The sequence below is a fragment of the Streptomyces sp. NPDC046712 genome (assembly GCF_040645695.1).
GTDB lineage: Bacteria > Actinomycetota > Actinomycetes > Streptomycetales > Streptomycetaceae > Streptomyces.
Genome location: NZ_JBEYYW010000001.1, coordinates 402,542 through 418,848, shown reverse-complemented (window position 1 = coordinate 418,848; position 16,307 = coordinate 402,542). Strand labels below are relative to the sequence as shown.

The window sequence follows — 16,307 nt, the reverse complement described above, 5'->3', positions numbered from 1 at the left end:
TCGTTCAAGGTCACGGTGGACCGGTACGGCCACCTCACGGAGGACGGCGAGGAGCGCTGCCGTCGGGTCGTCGAGGCGGCCGGGGGCCGCACCTGCTCACAGCAGGCCGAGCGACTGCAGCACGCGGCGCTGGGTCGGTGCTGGCTTGACCGGCCAGAAGATGTAGCAGACACCGCCCGTACCGCTTCTGACCTTGCCGTTTGCGTCGTACCGCTTCGTGCGCAGCCAGATGTTCTCCCACTCGCGGCGGTTGTAGATCCGGCGCACGGCCTCGTTGCTGGGCGAGGCGGGGTCGTTGGCGATCACGTCGCCGTCCGCGGTGAAGCCGATGACGGTCATCAGGTGGCCTGAGGTGCCGTAGCCGGCGCCGGTCAGCTCCTCCTTGCGGAAGGACTGTGACGTTATGGCCGGAATGCCCGCCCGGATCAGGGTCTCCAGCTCCGTGAGCGAGCGCAGCCGGGTCACGACCGCGTTCATGTCCGGGTAGGTCGCGGCGTAGGCGGCGTTGAAGGGCCAGTTGCCGCAGCCCTCGTACTGGTGGTCGAAGGTGAACCGGGCCGCGTGGCAGACCTGGGGGTCGGCGAAGGCCGGGTTCACCCAGGCCAGCTCCTCGGCGCTCGGCCTGCGCCCCCAGTACTCGACGATCATCTGCGAGGAGGTCGGGCTGCACCACGCCTCGCCGCCGTTGTCGTACTCGGGGTACTGGCCGACATGGGTGTTCTGCGAATAGCGCGGGACGGCGAGCTCGCGGGCGAGTCCGGGCGCAGAGGCGGGGACGGTGAAGCGGTCGGGGATGTCGGAGGCCATCGCGCCCAGCCGCCACACCGTCGGGGTCCGATCCGTGCCGGGGGTCCGGTACAGGGTCAGGCGCAGCTGGTACGCGTCCAGGCGCAGTCCGCTCGTCGTGTCGTCGACGGAGAAGGTGTCGGTCCAGATGGAGCTTCGGCCGTCGCTCTGGTCGTCGACCGAGGTGCGCTTGATGTCGCCGTCCCCGGCCGCCCAGCGGCCCATCACGAACCAGGGGGTGGCGCTCGCGTCGTTGTAGGTGCCGCGCAGTTCGATCTGGATCCAGGTGCCGGGCGGGGTGTCGGCGTTCCAGGAGGCGATGACCTCGGTGGCGGGGACGGTGGAGGTGTGGACCGGGGAGGTCCAGCTCGCGTACTCCCAGGTGGAGGTCGTGCCGGTGTGCGGGTCCGCGTAGTCGAGACGGCCGGCGGGGGTGGCGATCACGAGGCCGGGCCGGCGGCCGGCGACGGCCCGCGTGCCGTCGGAGCTCCCGCAGCGCCAGTCGGTGTACGAGGTCCAGAAGTGGTTGTCGACCAGGCCGGGAGCGACTCCGGTGGGCAGGGCGCCCGCGCCGTCGCGGATCAGGGTGGTCGCCGGTGCGGCGGAGGCCGGAGCCGCGGAGGCCGGAGCGGCAGGGACCGCGGCCGTTCCGGCGGCGGCCGCGAGGGCCGCGGCGAGGACGGTTCTGCGCGGGGTGGAGCTGGTCATGGGCGGTGACCCCCAGTCGAGAACGGTACGAGCGGGCGGGCTGCGGGTGTGCGTGCGCGACGCGGGTGTGCCTGGGCGGGCGGTGCTGGGTGGTGCGTGCGTGGCGCGGGTGTGCGTGGGCGGTGCGAGTGGTGCTGGGTGGTGCGGGCGTGGCGCGGGTGCGGGTGGTGCCGGACGGGCGGTGCTGGGTGGTGCGTGCGCGGGTGCGCGTGGCGCAATACGGTGCCGGACGGAGGTGCGGTGCTGGTGCGGGCCGTGTTGGGCGTGGACCACTATCGCGGCTCGTGGCGGGCTTCTGCCAGCGATTCGGCTCGCGTCGCCGCACCAATATTGGTCTCGACCACTGGCGGCACCACGCCCCTGACCTGCGGCGAACGACCTTCGCCTACGCTTGCCCCCATGACCGACCCCGACCACGCCGCCGACGCGCTGCGCATCCTGCCGCCCTCCTGCGGGCCGGTGCGCCTGGTCGCCGTCGACGGGCACGCCGGCTCGGGCAAGTCCACGTTCGCCGCCCGGCTCGCCGCCCGGCTGGTCGCGCCCGTCCTCCACCTCGACGACCTCGCCACGCACGAGGAGCTGTTCGCGTGGACGGAGCGGATGCGGGACCAGGTGATCGCGCCCCTCTCCCGGGGCGAGGCCGCGCTCTATCACCCGTACGACTGGAATCTGAGGACCTTCGGCCCGCCCCGGGAGCTGCCCCCCGCTCCGGTCGTCCTCGTCGAGGGTGTCGGCGCGGGGCGGCGCGCCCTGCGCCCGTATCTCGCCGCGCTGCTCTGGATGGAACGGGGCCCCGAGGAGTCCTGGGCACGCGGCCGGCACCGGGACGGACCTGCGCAGTCGGAGTTCTGGGACGGCTGGACGGTGGCGGAGACTCGCCATTTCGCCGCGGACCCTTCGCGCCCCTTCGCCGACACCCTGGTACAGGAGTGTCCCGAGGGATACGAGTGGCTTCCAGGGCCTCGTGTGACAGCAGGCCCGAACCAGATCATCACGGAACGTGACGGAGCCCATCTCCGGAAATGAGTAGCCGGAAGGCGACTTCCGCAAGTGCCTCAACTCACCTTGACCCAAGGGGCGTACAGGTCTTACGTTCTCAATGTGCGGCTTTTCGGAGTCGCCGCAGACGCGAAGCCCCCGGTTGTTCCCCCGTGATCGGGGGCTTCGTTCTGCCCTGATCATCCCTTTCTCCGGCCCGTCGCCGACCCTGATGCTTACCCAGGGTCACGGCTACCGGATCATGCACTTCTCCTTCGTCGCGCACGCTCTGTGCAGGTACGATGCCCCTCGGTGGGGTCATATCCCGTCCACGAGAAGGCGGTTCTGTACGGCTTTCGGCGGGCGCCCGCCCGCCGGGACAGCAACGGGGGCACGTTTTGTGGGGGACCCGATGGACATCGGCACGCAGGGCGGACAGGCCCCGGCCGAGCTCGCCTGGCTGCGGGGAGTCGACGCCTACACGATGGGCGCCTATCCGCAGGCGGAGGAAGAGTTCAGAACAGCGGTACGCATCGATCCCGGCATGGCGGACGCCTGGCTCGGGCTGCACGCGCTGCGGGTGGACACCACCACCGCGCTGCTGCGGATGTACCGCAACCGCGACCGCTTCGGCGAACAGCGCTCCCGCCACCGCCGGACCCTGAACTCCTGGTACTGGCTGGGCTGGTGGGTACAGCCCGTGCTCGAGAGCCCGCGCGATCTGCTGCTCGCGCACGCCTCGCACTGGCTGGACGGACGCCATGTACCGGAGCTGGACCGGGCGTTGGCGGGACTGCCACCGGTCGACACCGATCCGCAGGTCCGCTTTCTGCACGCCTGCCGGTCCTATCTCGTCAAGGACTGGGACCAGTTGGTCCGGCACACCGAGCCGCTGGTGAACGATCCCCTGCTCGGGATCGAGGCGGGGCTCTTCGGCGGGATGGCCCGGGTCCGTCTGGAGATGTACGGCCAGGCGGAGCCTCTGCTCTCCGCGGCGCTGATGCGGTGCCGCAGCGAGCAACCGCAGCGCAAGGAGCTGCGCTACTGGCTGGCCCGGGCCCACGAGGGCACCGGCCGCAGCGCCGCCGCGCTCCCGCTCTACCGGGCGGTGCACCGGATCGACCCGGCGTTCATGGACACGGCCGCCCGGCTGGCGGCGATCACCGAGTACGACGGGTTCGAGGGCCCGGACGATCCGGCTGGGCTGGCCTCGGTCGCTCTCGGCGGAGTCGGGCAGGACACGGCCGACGCGACCCAGACCGATCCCGAAGGGACGGCTCCCGACGGGCTCCGGCTCGGCACGGAGCCCGGCCCCCCGCCCACTCCCACCGGGCCGCCGGAGCCCCCGGAGGGCGTACGGCAGAAGGCGGCGATCCCGCTGCAGCCGGCGCCGCCGCGCTTCCCCGCCAGCCCCACCGACCCGGCCCTGCTGGCCGAGGCGCTCGCCGAACTCGAGCGCATGGTCGGGATGGAGCCGGTGAAACGGCAGGTCAAGGCGTTGTCGGCGCAGCTGGAGATGGCACGGCTGCGGGCCGGCCAGGGTCTTCCCGTCCAGCCGCCGAAACGTCACTTTGTCTTCTCCGGCCCCTCCGGCACCGGGAAGACCACCGTCGCCCGGATCCTCGGACGGGTCTTCTACGCCCTCGGGCTGCTCGGCGGCGACCACCTCGTGGAGGCCCAACGCGCCGATCTGGTCGGCGAGTTCCTCGGCCAGACGGCGGTCAAGGCGAACGAGCTGATCGACTCGGCGATCGGCGGGGTGCTCTTCGTGGACGAGGCGTACTCTCTGTCGAACACCGGCTACAGCAAGGGTGACGCGTACGGGGACGAGGCGCTTCAGGTGCTCCTGAAGCGGGCGGAGGACAACCGGGACCACCTGGTGGTGATCCTGGCCGGCTACCCCGAGGGCATGGACCGGCTGCTCGCCACCAACCCCGGGCTGTCCTCCCGTTTCACGACCCGGGTCGACTTCCCCTCGTACCGCCCGCTCGAACTGACGGCGATCGGCGAGGTGCTCGCGGCGGCGAACGGGGACGGCTGGGACGAGGAGTCGCTGGACGAGCTGCGCTCGATCAGCGGCCATGTCGTCGACCAGGGCTGGATCGACGAGCTCGGCAACGGCCGCTTCCTGCGCACGCTGTACGAGAAGTCCTGTGCGTACCGCGACCTCCGGTTGTCCGGCTACCCGGGCACCCCCACGCGCGACGACCTGGCCACGCTGCGCCTCGCCGACCTGATGCAGGCGTACGGCGAGGTCCTCTCGGGCCGCGGCCCCGCGGCCCGAGGGCCGCAGGACCCCGGGGGTCTGTGACGCGAGGCCACCACCCTGAATCGTCAGGCCGTCAACACCTGCTCCGCCGGGTCGCGGTGCCCCGGGTCGCGGTGCCCCGGGTCGCGGTGCCCCGGGTCGCGGTGCGCCGGGTCGCGGACCTCGCCGACCAGCATCTCCAGGACGTCCTCCAGGGCGACCAGCCCCAGGACCCGCCCCGACGCGTCCGCGACCTGCGCGAGGTGGGTGGCCGCACGGCGCATCACGGTGAGGGCGTCGTCCAGCGGCAGCTCGGAGCGGACGGTCGCCATGGGGCGCCAGATGTGCTGCGGCACCGCCCGTTCCCGTTCCTCCAGGTCGAGGACGTCCTTGACGTGCACGAAGCCCATGAACGTCCCGCGCCCTTCCGCGCACACCGGGAAGCGCGAGTAGCCGGTGCGCACGGTGAGCTCCTCGATCTCCCGCGGGGTGACGGACGGAGTGACCGTCACCAGCGTGGCCGTGGTGATGAGGACGTCCGTCACCGGGCGGCTGCCCAGTTCGAGGGCGTCCTCCAGACGCTCCTGCTCGGCCGGGTCGAGCAGTCCGGCCTGGCCCGCGTCCTCGACCAGCCGGCCGAGCTGCGCACGGGTGAAGACCGCCTCCACCTCGTCCTTCGGCTCGACGCGGAAGGCCCGCAGCACCAGCCGGGCGCAGGCGCCGAGCGCCCTGGTCACCGGCCGGCAGATCCGGGCGAATCCGACCAGTCCGGGGCCGAGCCACAGCGCGGTCCGCTCCGGCGCCGCCATCGCGAGGTTCTTCGGGACCATCTCGCCGATGACGAGGTGGAGGAAGACGACGGCGGCGAGCGCCACGATGTACCCCAGCGGATGGATCAGCCCGGCCGGCACACGCACGGCGTGGAAGACCGGTTCGAGGAGATGTGCCACGGTGGGCTCGGCCACCGCGCCCAGGGTGAGCGAGCAGACGGTGATGCCGAACTGCGCGGCGGCCATCATCTGCGGCAGGTTCTCCAGGCCGTACAGGACCTGGCGAGCCCGTTTGCCGCCGAGCGGCTCGATCTGGCTGCGGCGTACGGAGACGAGCGCGAACTCGGCGCCGACGAAGAAGCCGTTGGCCACCACCAGCAGGAGGGCGAACAGCAGTTGGACCATGCTCATCGGACGGCCTCCGGCACCAGGGGCAGTTCGGCGGTTCGCACGATCCGGACGCGTTCGGCGCGGTAGCGGTCCACCTGTCGCACCGACAGCCGCCAGCCCGGGAGTTCGGCCCGGTCGCCGGGGGCGGGGATGCGTCCGAGGAGATCGGCGACGAGCCCGGCGACGGTCTCGTACGGTCCCTCGGGCACATCGAGGCCTATCCGGTGCAGCGTGTGGACCCGGCAGGAGCCGTCGGCCTCCCACGCGGGATTGCCGTCCTCGGGGGCCACGGCGGCCACTTCGGGCCGCTCGTCGGCCGCGGTGTCGTGCTCGTCGCGGACCTCGCCGACGAGCTCCTCCACGATGTCCTCCAGGGTGACGACCCCGGCCGTGCCGCCGTACTCGTCGACGACCACGGCGATCGGCTGTTCCCGGCGCAGTCGCTCCAGGAGTGCCTGGGCCGGCAGGGTCTCGGGGACGAGCAGCGGCGGGACGGCGATCCGGCCGACCGGGGTGCGCAGTCGCTCGTGCGGCGGCACGGCGAGCGCGTCCTTGAGGTGGACCATGCCGACGATCTCGTCGATGCGTTCGCGGTAGACGGGGAAGCGGGAGAGCCCGGTGGCCCGGGTGAGGTTGAGGACGTCGGCCGCGGTGGCGTCCGACTGGAGCGCGCTCATCCGCACCCGCGGGGTCATGACCTGTCCGGCCGTGAGCCCGCCCAGCGACAGGGTCCGTACGAAGAGGTCGGCGGTGTCCTGTTCCAGCGCGCCCGCCCGGGCCGAGTGCCGGGCCAGCGAGACCAGCTCGCCGGGGGTACGGACGGAGTCCAGCTCCTCGGTGGGCTCGACGCCCAGGAGCCGGACCAGCCGGTTGGCGACCCTGTTCAGCAGGGCGATCACCGGCCGGAAGGCGGACGAGAAGAGGTGCTGCGGACCGGCCACGAACCGCGCCACCTGGAGCGGCCGGGAGACCGCCCAGTTCTTGGGGACGAGTTCGCCGATCACCATCTGGACGGCCGAGGCGAGCAGCATCCCGATGACCACGGAGACACCGGAGACGGCGCCCGCGGGCAGTCCGGTCGCGGTGAGGGGTCCGTCGAGGAGCTGGACGAGGGCGGGCTGCGCGAGCATGCCGACGACGAGCGAGGTGATGGTGATGCCGAGCTGCGTGCCGGAGAGCTGGAAGGACAGCTCGCCGAGCGCCCTGACGACCGTGCGGGCGCGCCGGTCGCCGGCGGCCGCGGCCTGTTCGGCGTCGGGGCGTTCCACCGTGACGAGGCCGAATTCGGCCGCCACGAAGAAGCCGTTGGCGAGGATCAGGAGGAAGGCTGCGGCGAGCAGCAGAAGCGGGATGATCATGCCGCCGCCTCCGTGGAGGGGGCGGCGCAGGTACTACCGGACGATCCGTCCATTGCTGGAGGGAGTCACTCCTCGGGTCGCAGGGTGGCCCCGCGGGCCGCGGCAGCGGCCCTGCACATGCGAGGCGGTGGTGCCGCTCGGCACCACCGCCTCCAGAGTAATCACGCCGACCCCGCCCGGGGCAGGGGGTCGGCCCCGTATGGGGGACTCAGTCCGCTTCCGTCCCGGTGCCGCGGCTGTCGGCGAGGGCCCGCAGCGCGCGGGCGTCGCGGATGGCCTGCTGCTTGGCGATGCCGGGCTGGATGCCGAGCGCGGGCATGCTCGTGCCGTCGCTCAGGTCCAGGAAGACCCAGGGGTCGCCGGGCCGCAGGTTGACCCGCAGGATCTCCGCCCAGGCGAGCCGGCGGGTCCGGGTGATGTTGACGACGGTGACGCCGTTGTCGTCGGCGACGACCTTGGGGCGGCTGAGCATCGCCAGGACCCCGAGGAAGAGGGCGGCGGTGAAGATGAAGCTCGCCCGCTCCCCCGGCCCGAGCTTCTCCAGCATCAGCGCGACCGCGGTGATGACGGCGAACATGACCGTCCCGACCGTCAGCAGGACCGCTCGGGTGCGGCCCGGCCGGAAGGTGACGGGGAGGGCGGGCAGGGGTGACTCGGACATCGCTACGTCGTTCCTTCGTACCTGCGGGAGGGTCAGAGGCGGCAGGCGTGGATGGCCGTCGTCAGGATGGCGCGGGCACCCAGCTCGTACAGGTCGTCCATGATCCGCTGTGCCTCCTTGGCCGGGACCATCGCCCGGACCGCGACCCAGCCCTCGTTGTGCAGGGGCGAGATCGTGGGCGACTCCAGGCCGGGGGTGAGGGCGACGGCCTGCTCCAGGTGCTCGGCGCGGCAGTCGTAGTCCATCATCACGTACGACCGGGCGACGAGGACGCCCTGGAGGCGGCGGAGGAACTGCTGGACCTGCGGCTGCTCGGCGTCGGCGCCGTTGCGGCGGACGACCACGGCCTCGGACTTGAGGATCGGCTCGCCGATGACCTCCAGGCCGGCGTTGCGCAGGCTGGTGCCGGTCTCGACGACATCGGCGATGATCTGGGCGACACCGAGCTGGATGGCGGTCTCGACGGCGCCGTCGAGGTGGACGACGGAGGCGTCGATCCCCTGGTCGGCGAGGTGCTTGGCGACGATGCCCTCGTAGGAGGTGGCGATCGTCATCCCGTGGAAGTCCTCGGGGCCGTTCGCGGTGCCGGGCCGGGTGGCGTAGCGGAAGGTCGACCGGCCGAAGTTCAGCGGGAGGATCTCCTCGGCGTTGGCTCCGGAGTCGAGCAGCAGGTCACGGCCGGTGATGCCGATGTCGAGCTTGCCGGAGGCCACGTAGATCGCGATGTCCTTGGGCCGCAGGTAGAAGAACTCCACCTCGTTCTCGGGGTCGATGACCACGAGCTCCTTGGACTCCTTGCGCTGCCGGTAGCCGGCCTCATGGAGCATCGCCGACGCAGGTCCGGACAGTGAACCCTTGTTGGGGACGGCGATGCGCAGCATGGGATGAGCTTCCTTTGCCTGAGAGTTTTGGGGAGGGTGTGACGTTTGCGCTCAGAGGTGGGCGTAGACGTCGTCGAGGGAGATCCCGCGGGCGACCATCATCACCTGGACGTGGTACAGCAGCTGCGAGATCTCCTCGGCGGCGGCTTCCTTGCCCTCGTACTCGGCGGCCATCCAGACCTCGGCGGCCTCCTCGACGACCTTCTTGCCGATGGCATGGACGCCCTTGTCCACCAGTTCCGCGGTGCGGGAGGTGGCCGGGTCGCCGTTCTCGGCCTTGAGCTTGAGCTCGGCGAAGAGCTCTTCGAAGGTTTTGTTCGCCATGATGGTCCTAAGAGTACGGGGTACAAAGAGGGGGGCGCGCAGCGCCTCGTACGAGGGGTGGCGGTCGGGCGACGGGCGGGCTTAGCGCCAGGGTTCGCTGACCGTGCGCAGCGTGGTCGCGGTGGCGACGGCGGCGGTGACGGCCTCGTGGCCCTTGTCCTCGCTGGAGCCTTCGAGGCCGGCCCGGTCGAGGGCCTGCTCCTCGTTGTCCACGGTCAGGACGCCGAATCCGATGGGTACGCCGGTGTCGATCGAGACCTGGGTGAGGCCGTGGGTGACGCCCTGGCACACGTACTCGAAGTGCGGGGTTCCGCCGCGGATGACGACGCCGAGGGCCACGACGGCATCGTAGCCGCGACCGGCGAGGACCTTCGCCACCACGGGCAGCTCGAAGCTTCCGGGGACGCGCAGCAGCGTCGGCTCGTCGATGCCGAGCTCGTGCAGGGCCCGCAGGGCACCGTCGACGAGTCCGTCCATGATCTTCTCGTGCCACTGCGCCGCGACGACCGCGACCCGGAGGTCGCCGCAGTTCTTCACGCTGAGGACGGGTGCGCCCTTGCCGCTCATGTCTCTCCTTGCTGGGTTCTGATCGCTGACTTACTGGTTGCCGCAGGTGGACACGGTTTCCGCGTCCAGCCAGGGCAGGTCGTGACCCATCCGGTCCCGCTTGGTGCGCAGGTACCGCAGGTTGTGCTCGCCCGCCTTGACCGGCATGGCCTCGCGGCCCTCGACCTTCAGGCCGTGCCGGGTGAGGGCGGAGATCTTGTCGGGGTTGTTGGTCATCAGCCGCAGGCTGCGGACCCCGAGGTCGCCCAGGATCTGCGCGCCGGCCGCGTAGTCGCGGGCGTCGGCGGGCAGGCCCAGCTCCAGGTTGGCGTCGAGGGTGTCGCGGCCGCGCTCCTGGAGCTCGTACGCGCGCAGCTTGGACAGCAGGCCGATGCCGCGCCCCTCGTGGCCGCGCAGATAGACGACGACTCCGCGGCCGGCCTCGGTGATGCGGTCCATGGAGGCCTGCAGCTGCGGGCCGCAGTCGCAGCGCAGCGAGTGGAAGATGTCGCCGGTCAGGCACTCGGAGTGGACCCGGACCAGGACGTCCTCGCCGTCACCGATCTCACCGTGGACAAGGGCGACGTGCTCGACGCCGTCGACCGTGGAGCGGTAGCCGTACGCGGTGAACTCGCCGTGTGCGGTGGGCAGCTGGACCTCGGCCTCGCGGCGGACCGTCGGCTCGGAGGAGCGGCGGTAGGCGACGAGGTCCTCGATCGAGATGATCGTGAGGCCGTGCTTCCTGGCGAACGGGACCAGCTCGGGCAGCCGCAGCATCACGCCGTCCTCGCCTGCGATCTCGACGATCGCGCCGGCCGGGCGCAGGCCCGCGAGGCGGGCGAGGTCGACCGCGGCCTCGGTGTGGCCGTTGCGGGCCAGGACGCCGCCGGGCTTGGCCCGCAGCGGGAAGATGTGGCCGGGGCGGACGAAGTCGCCGGGCTCGTGCTCGCCGCTGGCCAGCATCCGGAGCGTGGTGGCGCGGTCGGCGGCGGAGATGCCGGTGGTGACGCCGTGGGCCGGGGCCGCGTCGACGGAGACGGTGAAGGCCGTCCGCATCGACTCGGTGTTGTGCTCGACCATCTGCGGGAGCTGGAGGCGCTCGAGCTCGTCGTTCTCCATGGGGGCGCAGATGAGACCGCGGCACTCGCTCATCATGAAGGCGACGACCTCGGGGGTGGCCTTCTCGGCGGCGATGACGAGGTCGCCCTCGTTCTCGCGGTCCTCGTCGTCGACGACGACCACGGGCCGGCCGGCGGCGATGTCGCGGATGGCCTGCTCGACGGGGTCGAGGGACAGATCGGTGACGTCCCAGATCGGAAGCGCGCTCATGCTGCAACTCCTTCCAGAGCAGTGGTCGTACGCGTCCGGAGCCACCAGTCGCGCATGCCCCAGATGACGAGGGCGAAGTAGATCACGTAGACCAGGCCGGAGAAGGCCAGGCCGCTGTTGAAGGCGAGGGGGACGCCTACCAGGTCGACAAGGAGCCAGGCGAACCAGAACTCGACCAGGCCGCGGGCCTGGGCGACCATCGCGACGAGCGTGCCGACGAAGATGTACGCGTCGGCCCAGGGGCTCCAGGAGAGCGACGGGTAGAGGGTGAACAGGCCGCCGACGGCGAGGGTGCCGAGGACCGCGCCGGCGAGGAGCAGGCCGCGCTCCTTCCAGCTCGCGAAGCGGACGGCGATGGAGCCGTCCTGGGCCTGCTGCTTGCCGCGGTTCCACTGCCACCAGCCCCAGGCGGCGACCCCGATGACCAGGAGCTGCTTGCCGACGCCGCCGCTGAGGTGGGCGGAGGCGTAGGCGCCGACGAGGATGACGCCGGAGAGCAGCTGTGCGGGCCAGGTGAGTATGGAGCGCCGCCAGCCGAGCGCGAGGGCGATCAGACCGATCGTGTTGCCGATCATGTCGGACCACATGATGTGCTGGTCGAGGACGGTGAACGCCTCGGAGTTGAGCCAGTTCACTTGACGTTCTCCTGGGCGTTCGGGCCGAGCAGCCGCTCGACGTACTTGGCGATGACGTCCACTTCGAGGTTGACCGGGTCGCCGCTCTGCTTGATGCCGAGGGTGGTCAGCGCGAGGGTGGTGGGGATGAGGCTGATCGTGAACCAGTCGTCGGCGGCCTCGACGACGGTGAGGCTGACGCCGTCGACCGTGATCGAGCCCTTCTCGACGACGTAGCGCGAGAGGTGCGCGGGCAGGGCGACCTTGACGATCTCCCAGTTCTCGGACGGGGTCCGGTCGAGGATCGAGCCGGTGCCGTCCACGTGCCCCTGGACGATGTGTCCGCCGAGGCGGTCGCCGACGGCCATCGGCCGTTCCAGGTTGACCCGGGAGCCGACCTCGAGGGCACCGAGCGAGGAGCGCTTCAGCGTCTCCTCCATGACGTCGGCGGTGAACTGGCCGTCGCCGAACTCGACGACCGTGAGACAGACACCGTTGACGGCGATCGAGTCGCCGTGCTTGGCGCCCTCCGTGACCAGCGGGCCGCGCAGGCGGAAGCGGGAGGCGTCGGCCAGCTTCTCGACGGCGGTGACCTCGCCCAGTTCTTCGACGATTCCGGTGAACACGGTCAGGCTCCCTTGAGGGTCGCGGTGATGCGGAGATCGGGTCCGATGCGCACGGTCTCGGTGACGTCGAGCCGCAACGCTTCGGTGATGGTGGTGATTCCGGCGTCGGCGAGGGCGTTCGGGCCCGCGCCGAGGAGGACTGGGGCGAGGTAGCCGACGACCTGGTCGACGGCTCCAGCGGCGACGAAGGCGCCGGCCAGGGTCGGCCCGCCTTCGAGGAGGACGGAGCGGACGCCCTGCTGGTGGAGCAGTGCGAGGAGTTCCGGGATGTCGAGGCCGCCGCCGGGGGCGCGGGACAGTCGCCACGTCTCGGGGAAGTGGGCGGTGTCCTCCAGGAGGACGTCCTCGGCCACGGCGATCACGGTGCGGGCCGCGTCGTCCAGGACCCGGGCGCCGGGCTTCACGGCGCTCGCCTCGGTGTCGACGACCACCCGGAGCGGCTGGTCGGCGCCTTCGATGTCCCGTACGGCCAGATGGGGGTCGTCGGTGCGGGCGGTGCCAGATCCGACGATCACGGCGTCGGCCTCGGCGCGCAGCCGGTGCACGTCGGCGCGGGACTCGGCGGAGGTGATCCAGCGGGAGGTTCCGTCGGCGGCGGCGATCCGGCCGTCGAGGGTCGCGGCGTACTTCCAGCGGACGAAGGGGCGGCCGAGGCGTACGGAGGTGAGCCAGGCGATGTTGCCCGCCTCGGCCTCGTCCTCCAGGAGGCCGGGGACGACCTCGATCCCGGCCGCGCGCAGGGTGTCCGCACCGCCCGTGGCCTGCGGGTTCGGGTCGCCGACCGCGTACACGACACGGCTGATCCCGGCCTCGACGAGCGCCTGGGCGCAGGGGCCGGTGCGGCCGGTGTGGTTGCAGGGTTCGAGGGTGACGTAGGCGGTGCCGCCGCGGGCGAGGACGCCGGCCGCGCGCAGGGCGTGGATCTCGGCGTGCGGTCCGCCGGCGCGCTGGTGGTAGCCCTCTCCGACCTGGTGTCCGGAGGCGTCGAGGATGACGCAGCCGACGACCGGGTTGGGGCTGGTGGAGCCGAGACCACGGGCGGCGAGCGCGATGGCGCGTCGCATGGCGGTGATGTCGGTCGGCTCTGCCACCGGGTCCTCCTGCCTCTTCGGGCACGGACTCCGGGGCCTGTCGATGACGACAGAGAGCGGGTACGACGCTTCGCACAGGGGTGCTGAGGCCGATTTCACCGGTCGCCTACGAGGGCGACCAGCGAGGAAACGGCCGACGCACCCCTTGAAAGGGTCGCCCGCCGCGCACTGCCTCCCATCCGGACTTTCACCGTCGGTCCAGGAATTTCACCTGGTCAACCGGCCGCTGGATGCGGACGGGTCGCGGACTATACCGCCGGTTCGGAATTACACCGACCCCGGAGTGCGCTGCTGCTGATACAGGGCCAGTGTGCCACGGCCGATCGTCGGCCATGTGGGTGAGGCCCTGTGGGCTGGCTCACAGATTGCCATGGACCCTTCAGATGGTCCAGACCTATTGACGCACTGGTCTAGTCCTTTTAATCTCCGTGTCACCTCCGAGGTACGGCCCGCCGGTGTGCGCACTCCACGGGCCCAACACGACCCATCCCCTTGTTCGTTGTGTTTTGCCGACCTCCCCTGGAGGAACCGATCGTGTTGTCCCCCACGAAGACGAGGGCCTCGCTGCTCGCGTCCGGCGCGGCCGTCGCCGGGCTGCTGATCAGCTCCCTCGCCGGCGGTGTCTCGTACGCCGCCGACAACGAGAGCTGTCGCCCGGACGGGCTGTACAAGACTCCCGGCGTCGACGTCCCGTACTGCTCGGTCTACGACACCGAGGGCCGCGAGAAGATGGGCGCGGACCACCAGCGCCGGGTCATCGGCTACTTCACCGGCTGGCGTACCGGCAAGAACGGCGAGCCGGCCTACCTCGCCAACAACATCCCGTGGGACAAGATCACCCACATCAACTACGCCTTCGGACACATCGGTTCCGACAACAAGCTGTCCGTCGGCACGGACGGCCCGAACAACGCGGCCACCGGGATGACCTGGCCCGGTGTCGCGGGCGCCGAGATGGACCCGGCGTATGCCTACAAGGGCCACTTCAACCTGCTCAACAAGTTCAAGAAGCAGCACCCCGACGTCAAGACGCTGATCTCGGTCGGCGGCTGGGCCGAGACCGGCGGCTACTTCGACGACAACGGAACCCGCGTGAACTCCGGCGGCTTCTACGCGATGGCCACCAACGCCGACGGTTCGGTCAACCAGGCCGGGATCGACACGTTCGCGGACTCGGCCGTCTCCTTCATCAAGAAGTACGGCTTCAACGGCGTCGACATCGACTACGAGTACCCGACGACGATGAAGGACGCGGGTAACCCGCTCGACTGGCAGCTGTCCAACGCCCGCCGCGCGGGTCTGGTCAAGGGCTACGACGCGCTGATGAAGACACTGCGCGAGAAGCTCGACCGGGCCGGCGCCGCCGACGGCAAGCACTACATGCTGACGGTCGCCGCACCCTCCTCCGGCTACCTGCTGCGCGGCATGGAGACGTACCAGAGCCAGAAGTACCTGGACTACGTCAACATCATGTCCTACGACCTGCACGGCGCCTGGAACGAGTACGTCGGCCCCAACGCCTCGCTCTTCGACGACGGCAAGGACGCCGAGCTGGCCGCCGCGAACGTCTACGGCTCCTCGCAGTACGGCGGCATCGGCTACCTCAACACCGACTGGGCCTACCACTACTTCCGCGGCTCGATGCCGGCCGGCCGCATCAACATCGGCCTGCCGTACTACACCCGCGGCCACAAGAACGTGCAGGGCGGCACCGACGGTCTGTGGGGCAAGGCGGCGGCGACCACCTGCCCGGCCGGCGCGGGCCTGACCAAGTGCGGTGACGGCGCCGTCGGCATCGACAATCTGTGGCACGACAAGGACACCAACGGCGCCGAGTCCCCGGCCGGCTCCAACCCGATGTGGCACGCCAAGAACCTGGAGAAGGGGATCGTCGGCGACTACGTCACGCAGTACGGCTTCCCGGCGAACACCACGCTGACCGGCACCTACGCCCGCAAGTACGACTCGACCCTGGTCGCGCCGTGGCTGTGGAACGCGCAGAAGAAGGTCTTCCTCTCCACCGAGGACGAGCAGTCGGTGGCCGCCAAGGCCGACTACGTGGTCAGCAAGGGCATCGGCGGCACGATGGTCTGGGAGATGGCCGGCGACTACGCCTGGAACGCGGGCAAGGGCCAGTACGAGATGGGCTCCACGCTCACCTCGCTGATGTACGACAAGTTCAAGGCGGCCACCCCGTACGGCGCGAAGAAGTCGAACGCCGCGCTGCCGACGAAGGCCGTGAACGTAGGTGTGGAGTTCACCGAGTTCAAGCTGGGCGACTCCAACTACCCGATCACCCCGAAGATCAAGATCACCAACAACACGGCCACCGCGCTGCCGGGCGGCACGGAGTTCCAGTTCGACTACGCGACGGCTGCGCCGGGCAACGCCTCGGACCAGTCCGGCTTCGGTACGAAGGTGATCAGCAGCGACCACACGGGCAACAACGTGGGCGGCCTGAAGGGCGACTTCCACCGGGTGTCCCTGAAGCTCCCGGCCTGGCAGTCGCTCGCCCCGGGCGCGACCGTGGACCTGGCGTTCAACTACTACCTGCCGGTCTCCACGCCGTCGAACTGGACGGTGAACATCAGCGGCACGACGTACGCCCTCGCGGGTGACCTGGCGCGCGGTACGACGGTGGTGGAGCCGGGCGGCTCGACGCCGACCCCGACGCCGACCGGCCCGACGCCCACGCCGACCGGTCCGACCCCGACCCCGACGGGTCCGACCCCGACGCCGACCGGTGGCACCTGCACCGCCCCGGCGTACGTGGCCGGCACGATCTACAACGCGGGCAACGAGGTCTCCCACAAGGGCCGCAAGTGGAAGGCCCAGTGGTGGACCCAGAACGAGGAGCCGGGCACGACCGGCGAGTGGGGCGTCTGGAGGGACCTCGGCGCCTGCTGAGGCTCCGACCTCCTTTGATCGCCCGGCGGCGGAACTCACGGCCCTTGCCGCCGCCGGGTCCCTTCCGAGCCCTCGCCGCGGCCCGCGCAT

14 protein-coding genes and 1 riboswitch are annotated in these 16,307 nt (G+C 70.8%); of the genes, 3 read left to right on the top strand and 11 right to left on the bottom strand.

Annotated features, from left to right (window positions below):
* Window positions 1-96: 96 nt before the first annotated feature.
* The gene (locus ABZ939_RS01990) at window positions 97-1,494 is read right to left on the bottom strand and encodes a peptidase C39 family protein (RefSeq protein ID WP_361847745.1); all 1,398 of its coding nucleotides are present in this window, start codon (window positions 1,492-1,494) and stop codon (window positions 97-99) included.
* A gap of 399 nt (window positions 1,495-1,893) precedes the next feature.
* Between ABZ939_RS01990 and ABZ939_RS01985 the strand changes: the two genes are divergently transcribed.
* On the top strand, window positions 1,894-2,520 hold the full coding sequence (locus ABZ939_RS01985; RefSeq protein WP_361847742.1) for a hypothetical protein: 627 nt from the start codon (window positions 1,894-1,896) through the stop codon (window positions 2,518-2,520).
* Window positions 2,521-2,884: 364 nt separating this feature from the next.
* The gene (locus ABZ939_RS01980) at window positions 2,885-4,783 is read left to right on the top strand and encodes an AAA family ATPase (protein ID WP_361847739.1); all 1,899 of its coding nucleotides are present in this window, start codon (window positions 2,885-2,887) and stop codon (window positions 4,781-4,783) included.
* Between the two features lie 23 nt (window positions 4,784-4,806).
* Here ABZ939_RS01980 and ABZ939_RS01975 read toward each other — a convergent pair whose 3' ends face one another.
* From ABZ939_RS01975 to ribD, 10 genes are all read right to left on the bottom strand, one after another.
* The gene (locus ABZ939_RS01975) at window positions 4,807-5,901 is read right to left on the bottom strand and encodes a hemolysin family protein (protein WP_361847736.1); all 1,095 of its coding nucleotides are present in this window, start codon (window positions 5,899-5,901) and stop codon (window positions 4,807-4,809) included.
* Window positions 5,898-7,238 carry a hemolysin family protein gene (locus ABZ939_RS01970; protein ID WP_361847733.1) on the bottom strand — a complete coding sequence of 447 codons (1,341 nt, stop codon included), beginning with the start codon at window positions 7,236-7,238 and terminating at the stop codon, window positions 5,898-5,900. The genes ABZ939_RS01975 and ABZ939_RS01970 overlap by 4 nt, the downstream gene beginning before the upstream one ends.
* 208 nt (window positions 7,239-7,446) lie before the next feature.
* Window positions 7,447-7,899 (bottom strand): PH domain-containing protein, encoded by a 453-nt coding sequence (locus ABZ939_RS01965; protein ID WP_361847730.1) that lies wholly within the window; start codon window positions 7,897-7,899, stop codon window positions 7,447-7,449.
* A gap of 32 nt (window positions 7,900-7,931) precedes the next feature.
* On the bottom strand, window positions 7,932-8,780 hold the full coding sequence (gene hisG / locus ABZ939_RS01960; protein ID WP_361847727.1) for an ATP phosphoribosyltransferase: 849 nt from the start codon (window positions 8,778-8,780) through the stop codon (window positions 7,932-7,934).
* A gap of 51 nt (window positions 8,781-8,831) precedes the next feature.
* Window positions 8,832-9,104 carry a phosphoribosyl-ATP diphosphatase gene (locus tag ABZ939_RS01955; RefSeq protein WP_053643769.1) on the bottom strand — a complete coding sequence of 91 codons (273 nt, stop codon included), beginning with the start codon at window positions 9,102-9,104 and terminating at the stop codon, window positions 8,832-8,834.
* Window positions 9,105-9,185: 81 nt separating this feature from the next.
* A complete protein-coding gene (gene ribH, locus ABZ939_RS01950) occupies window positions 9,186-9,671 on the bottom strand; it encodes a 6,7-dimethyl-8-ribityllumazine synthase (RefSeq protein ID WP_137990567.1) in 486 nt (161 codons plus the stop codon).
* Window positions 9,672-9,701: 30 nt separating this feature from the next.
* The gene (locus ABZ939_RS01945) at window positions 9,702-10,979 is read right to left on the bottom strand and encodes a bifunctional 3,4-dihydroxy-2-butanone-4-phosphate synthase/GTP cyclohydrolase II (protein ID WP_361847722.1); all 1,278 of its coding nucleotides are present in this window, start codon (window positions 10,977-10,979) and stop codon (window positions 9,702-9,704) included.
* On the bottom strand, window positions 10,976-11,566 hold the full coding sequence (locus tag ABZ939_RS01940) for a nicotinamide mononucleotide transporter family protein (RefSeq protein ID WP_361847958.1): 591 nt from the start codon (window positions 11,564-11,566) through the stop codon (window positions 10,976-10,978). The genes ABZ939_RS01945 and ABZ939_RS01940 overlap by 4 nt, the downstream gene beginning before the upstream one ends.
* Window positions 11,567-11,610: 44 nt before the next feature.
* The gene (locus tag ABZ939_RS01935) at window positions 11,611-12,219 is read right to left on the bottom strand and encodes a riboflavin synthase (protein ID WP_361847719.1); all 609 of its coding nucleotides are present in this window, start codon (window positions 12,217-12,219) and stop codon (window positions 11,611-11,613) included.
* Between the two features lie 2 nt (window positions 12,220-12,221).
* Window positions 12,222-13,283: a bifunctional diaminohydroxyphosphoribosylaminopyrimidine deaminase/5-amino-6-(5-phosphoribosylamino)uracil reductase RibD gene (ribD, locus tag ABZ939_RS01930; RefSeq protein ID WP_361847955.1), complete on the bottom strand. Its 1,062-nt coding sequence runs from the start codon at window positions 13,281-13,283 to the stop codon at window positions 12,222-12,224.
* 188 nt (window positions 13,284-13,471) lie between these two features.
* Window positions 13,472-13,601: riboswitch (FMN riboswitch) on the bottom strand.
* Window positions 13,602-13,844: 243 nt separating this feature from the next.
* On the opposite strand from ribD, the gene ABZ939_RS01925 reads away from it, so the two are divergent.
* Window positions 13,845-16,217, top strand: coding sequence for a chitinase C-terminal domain-containing protein (locus ABZ939_RS01925; RefSeq protein ID WP_361847716.1), 2,373 nt, complete (start codon window positions 13,845-13,847; stop codon window positions 16,215-16,217).
* The last annotated feature ends 90 nt before the right edge of the window (window positions 16,218-16,307 follow it).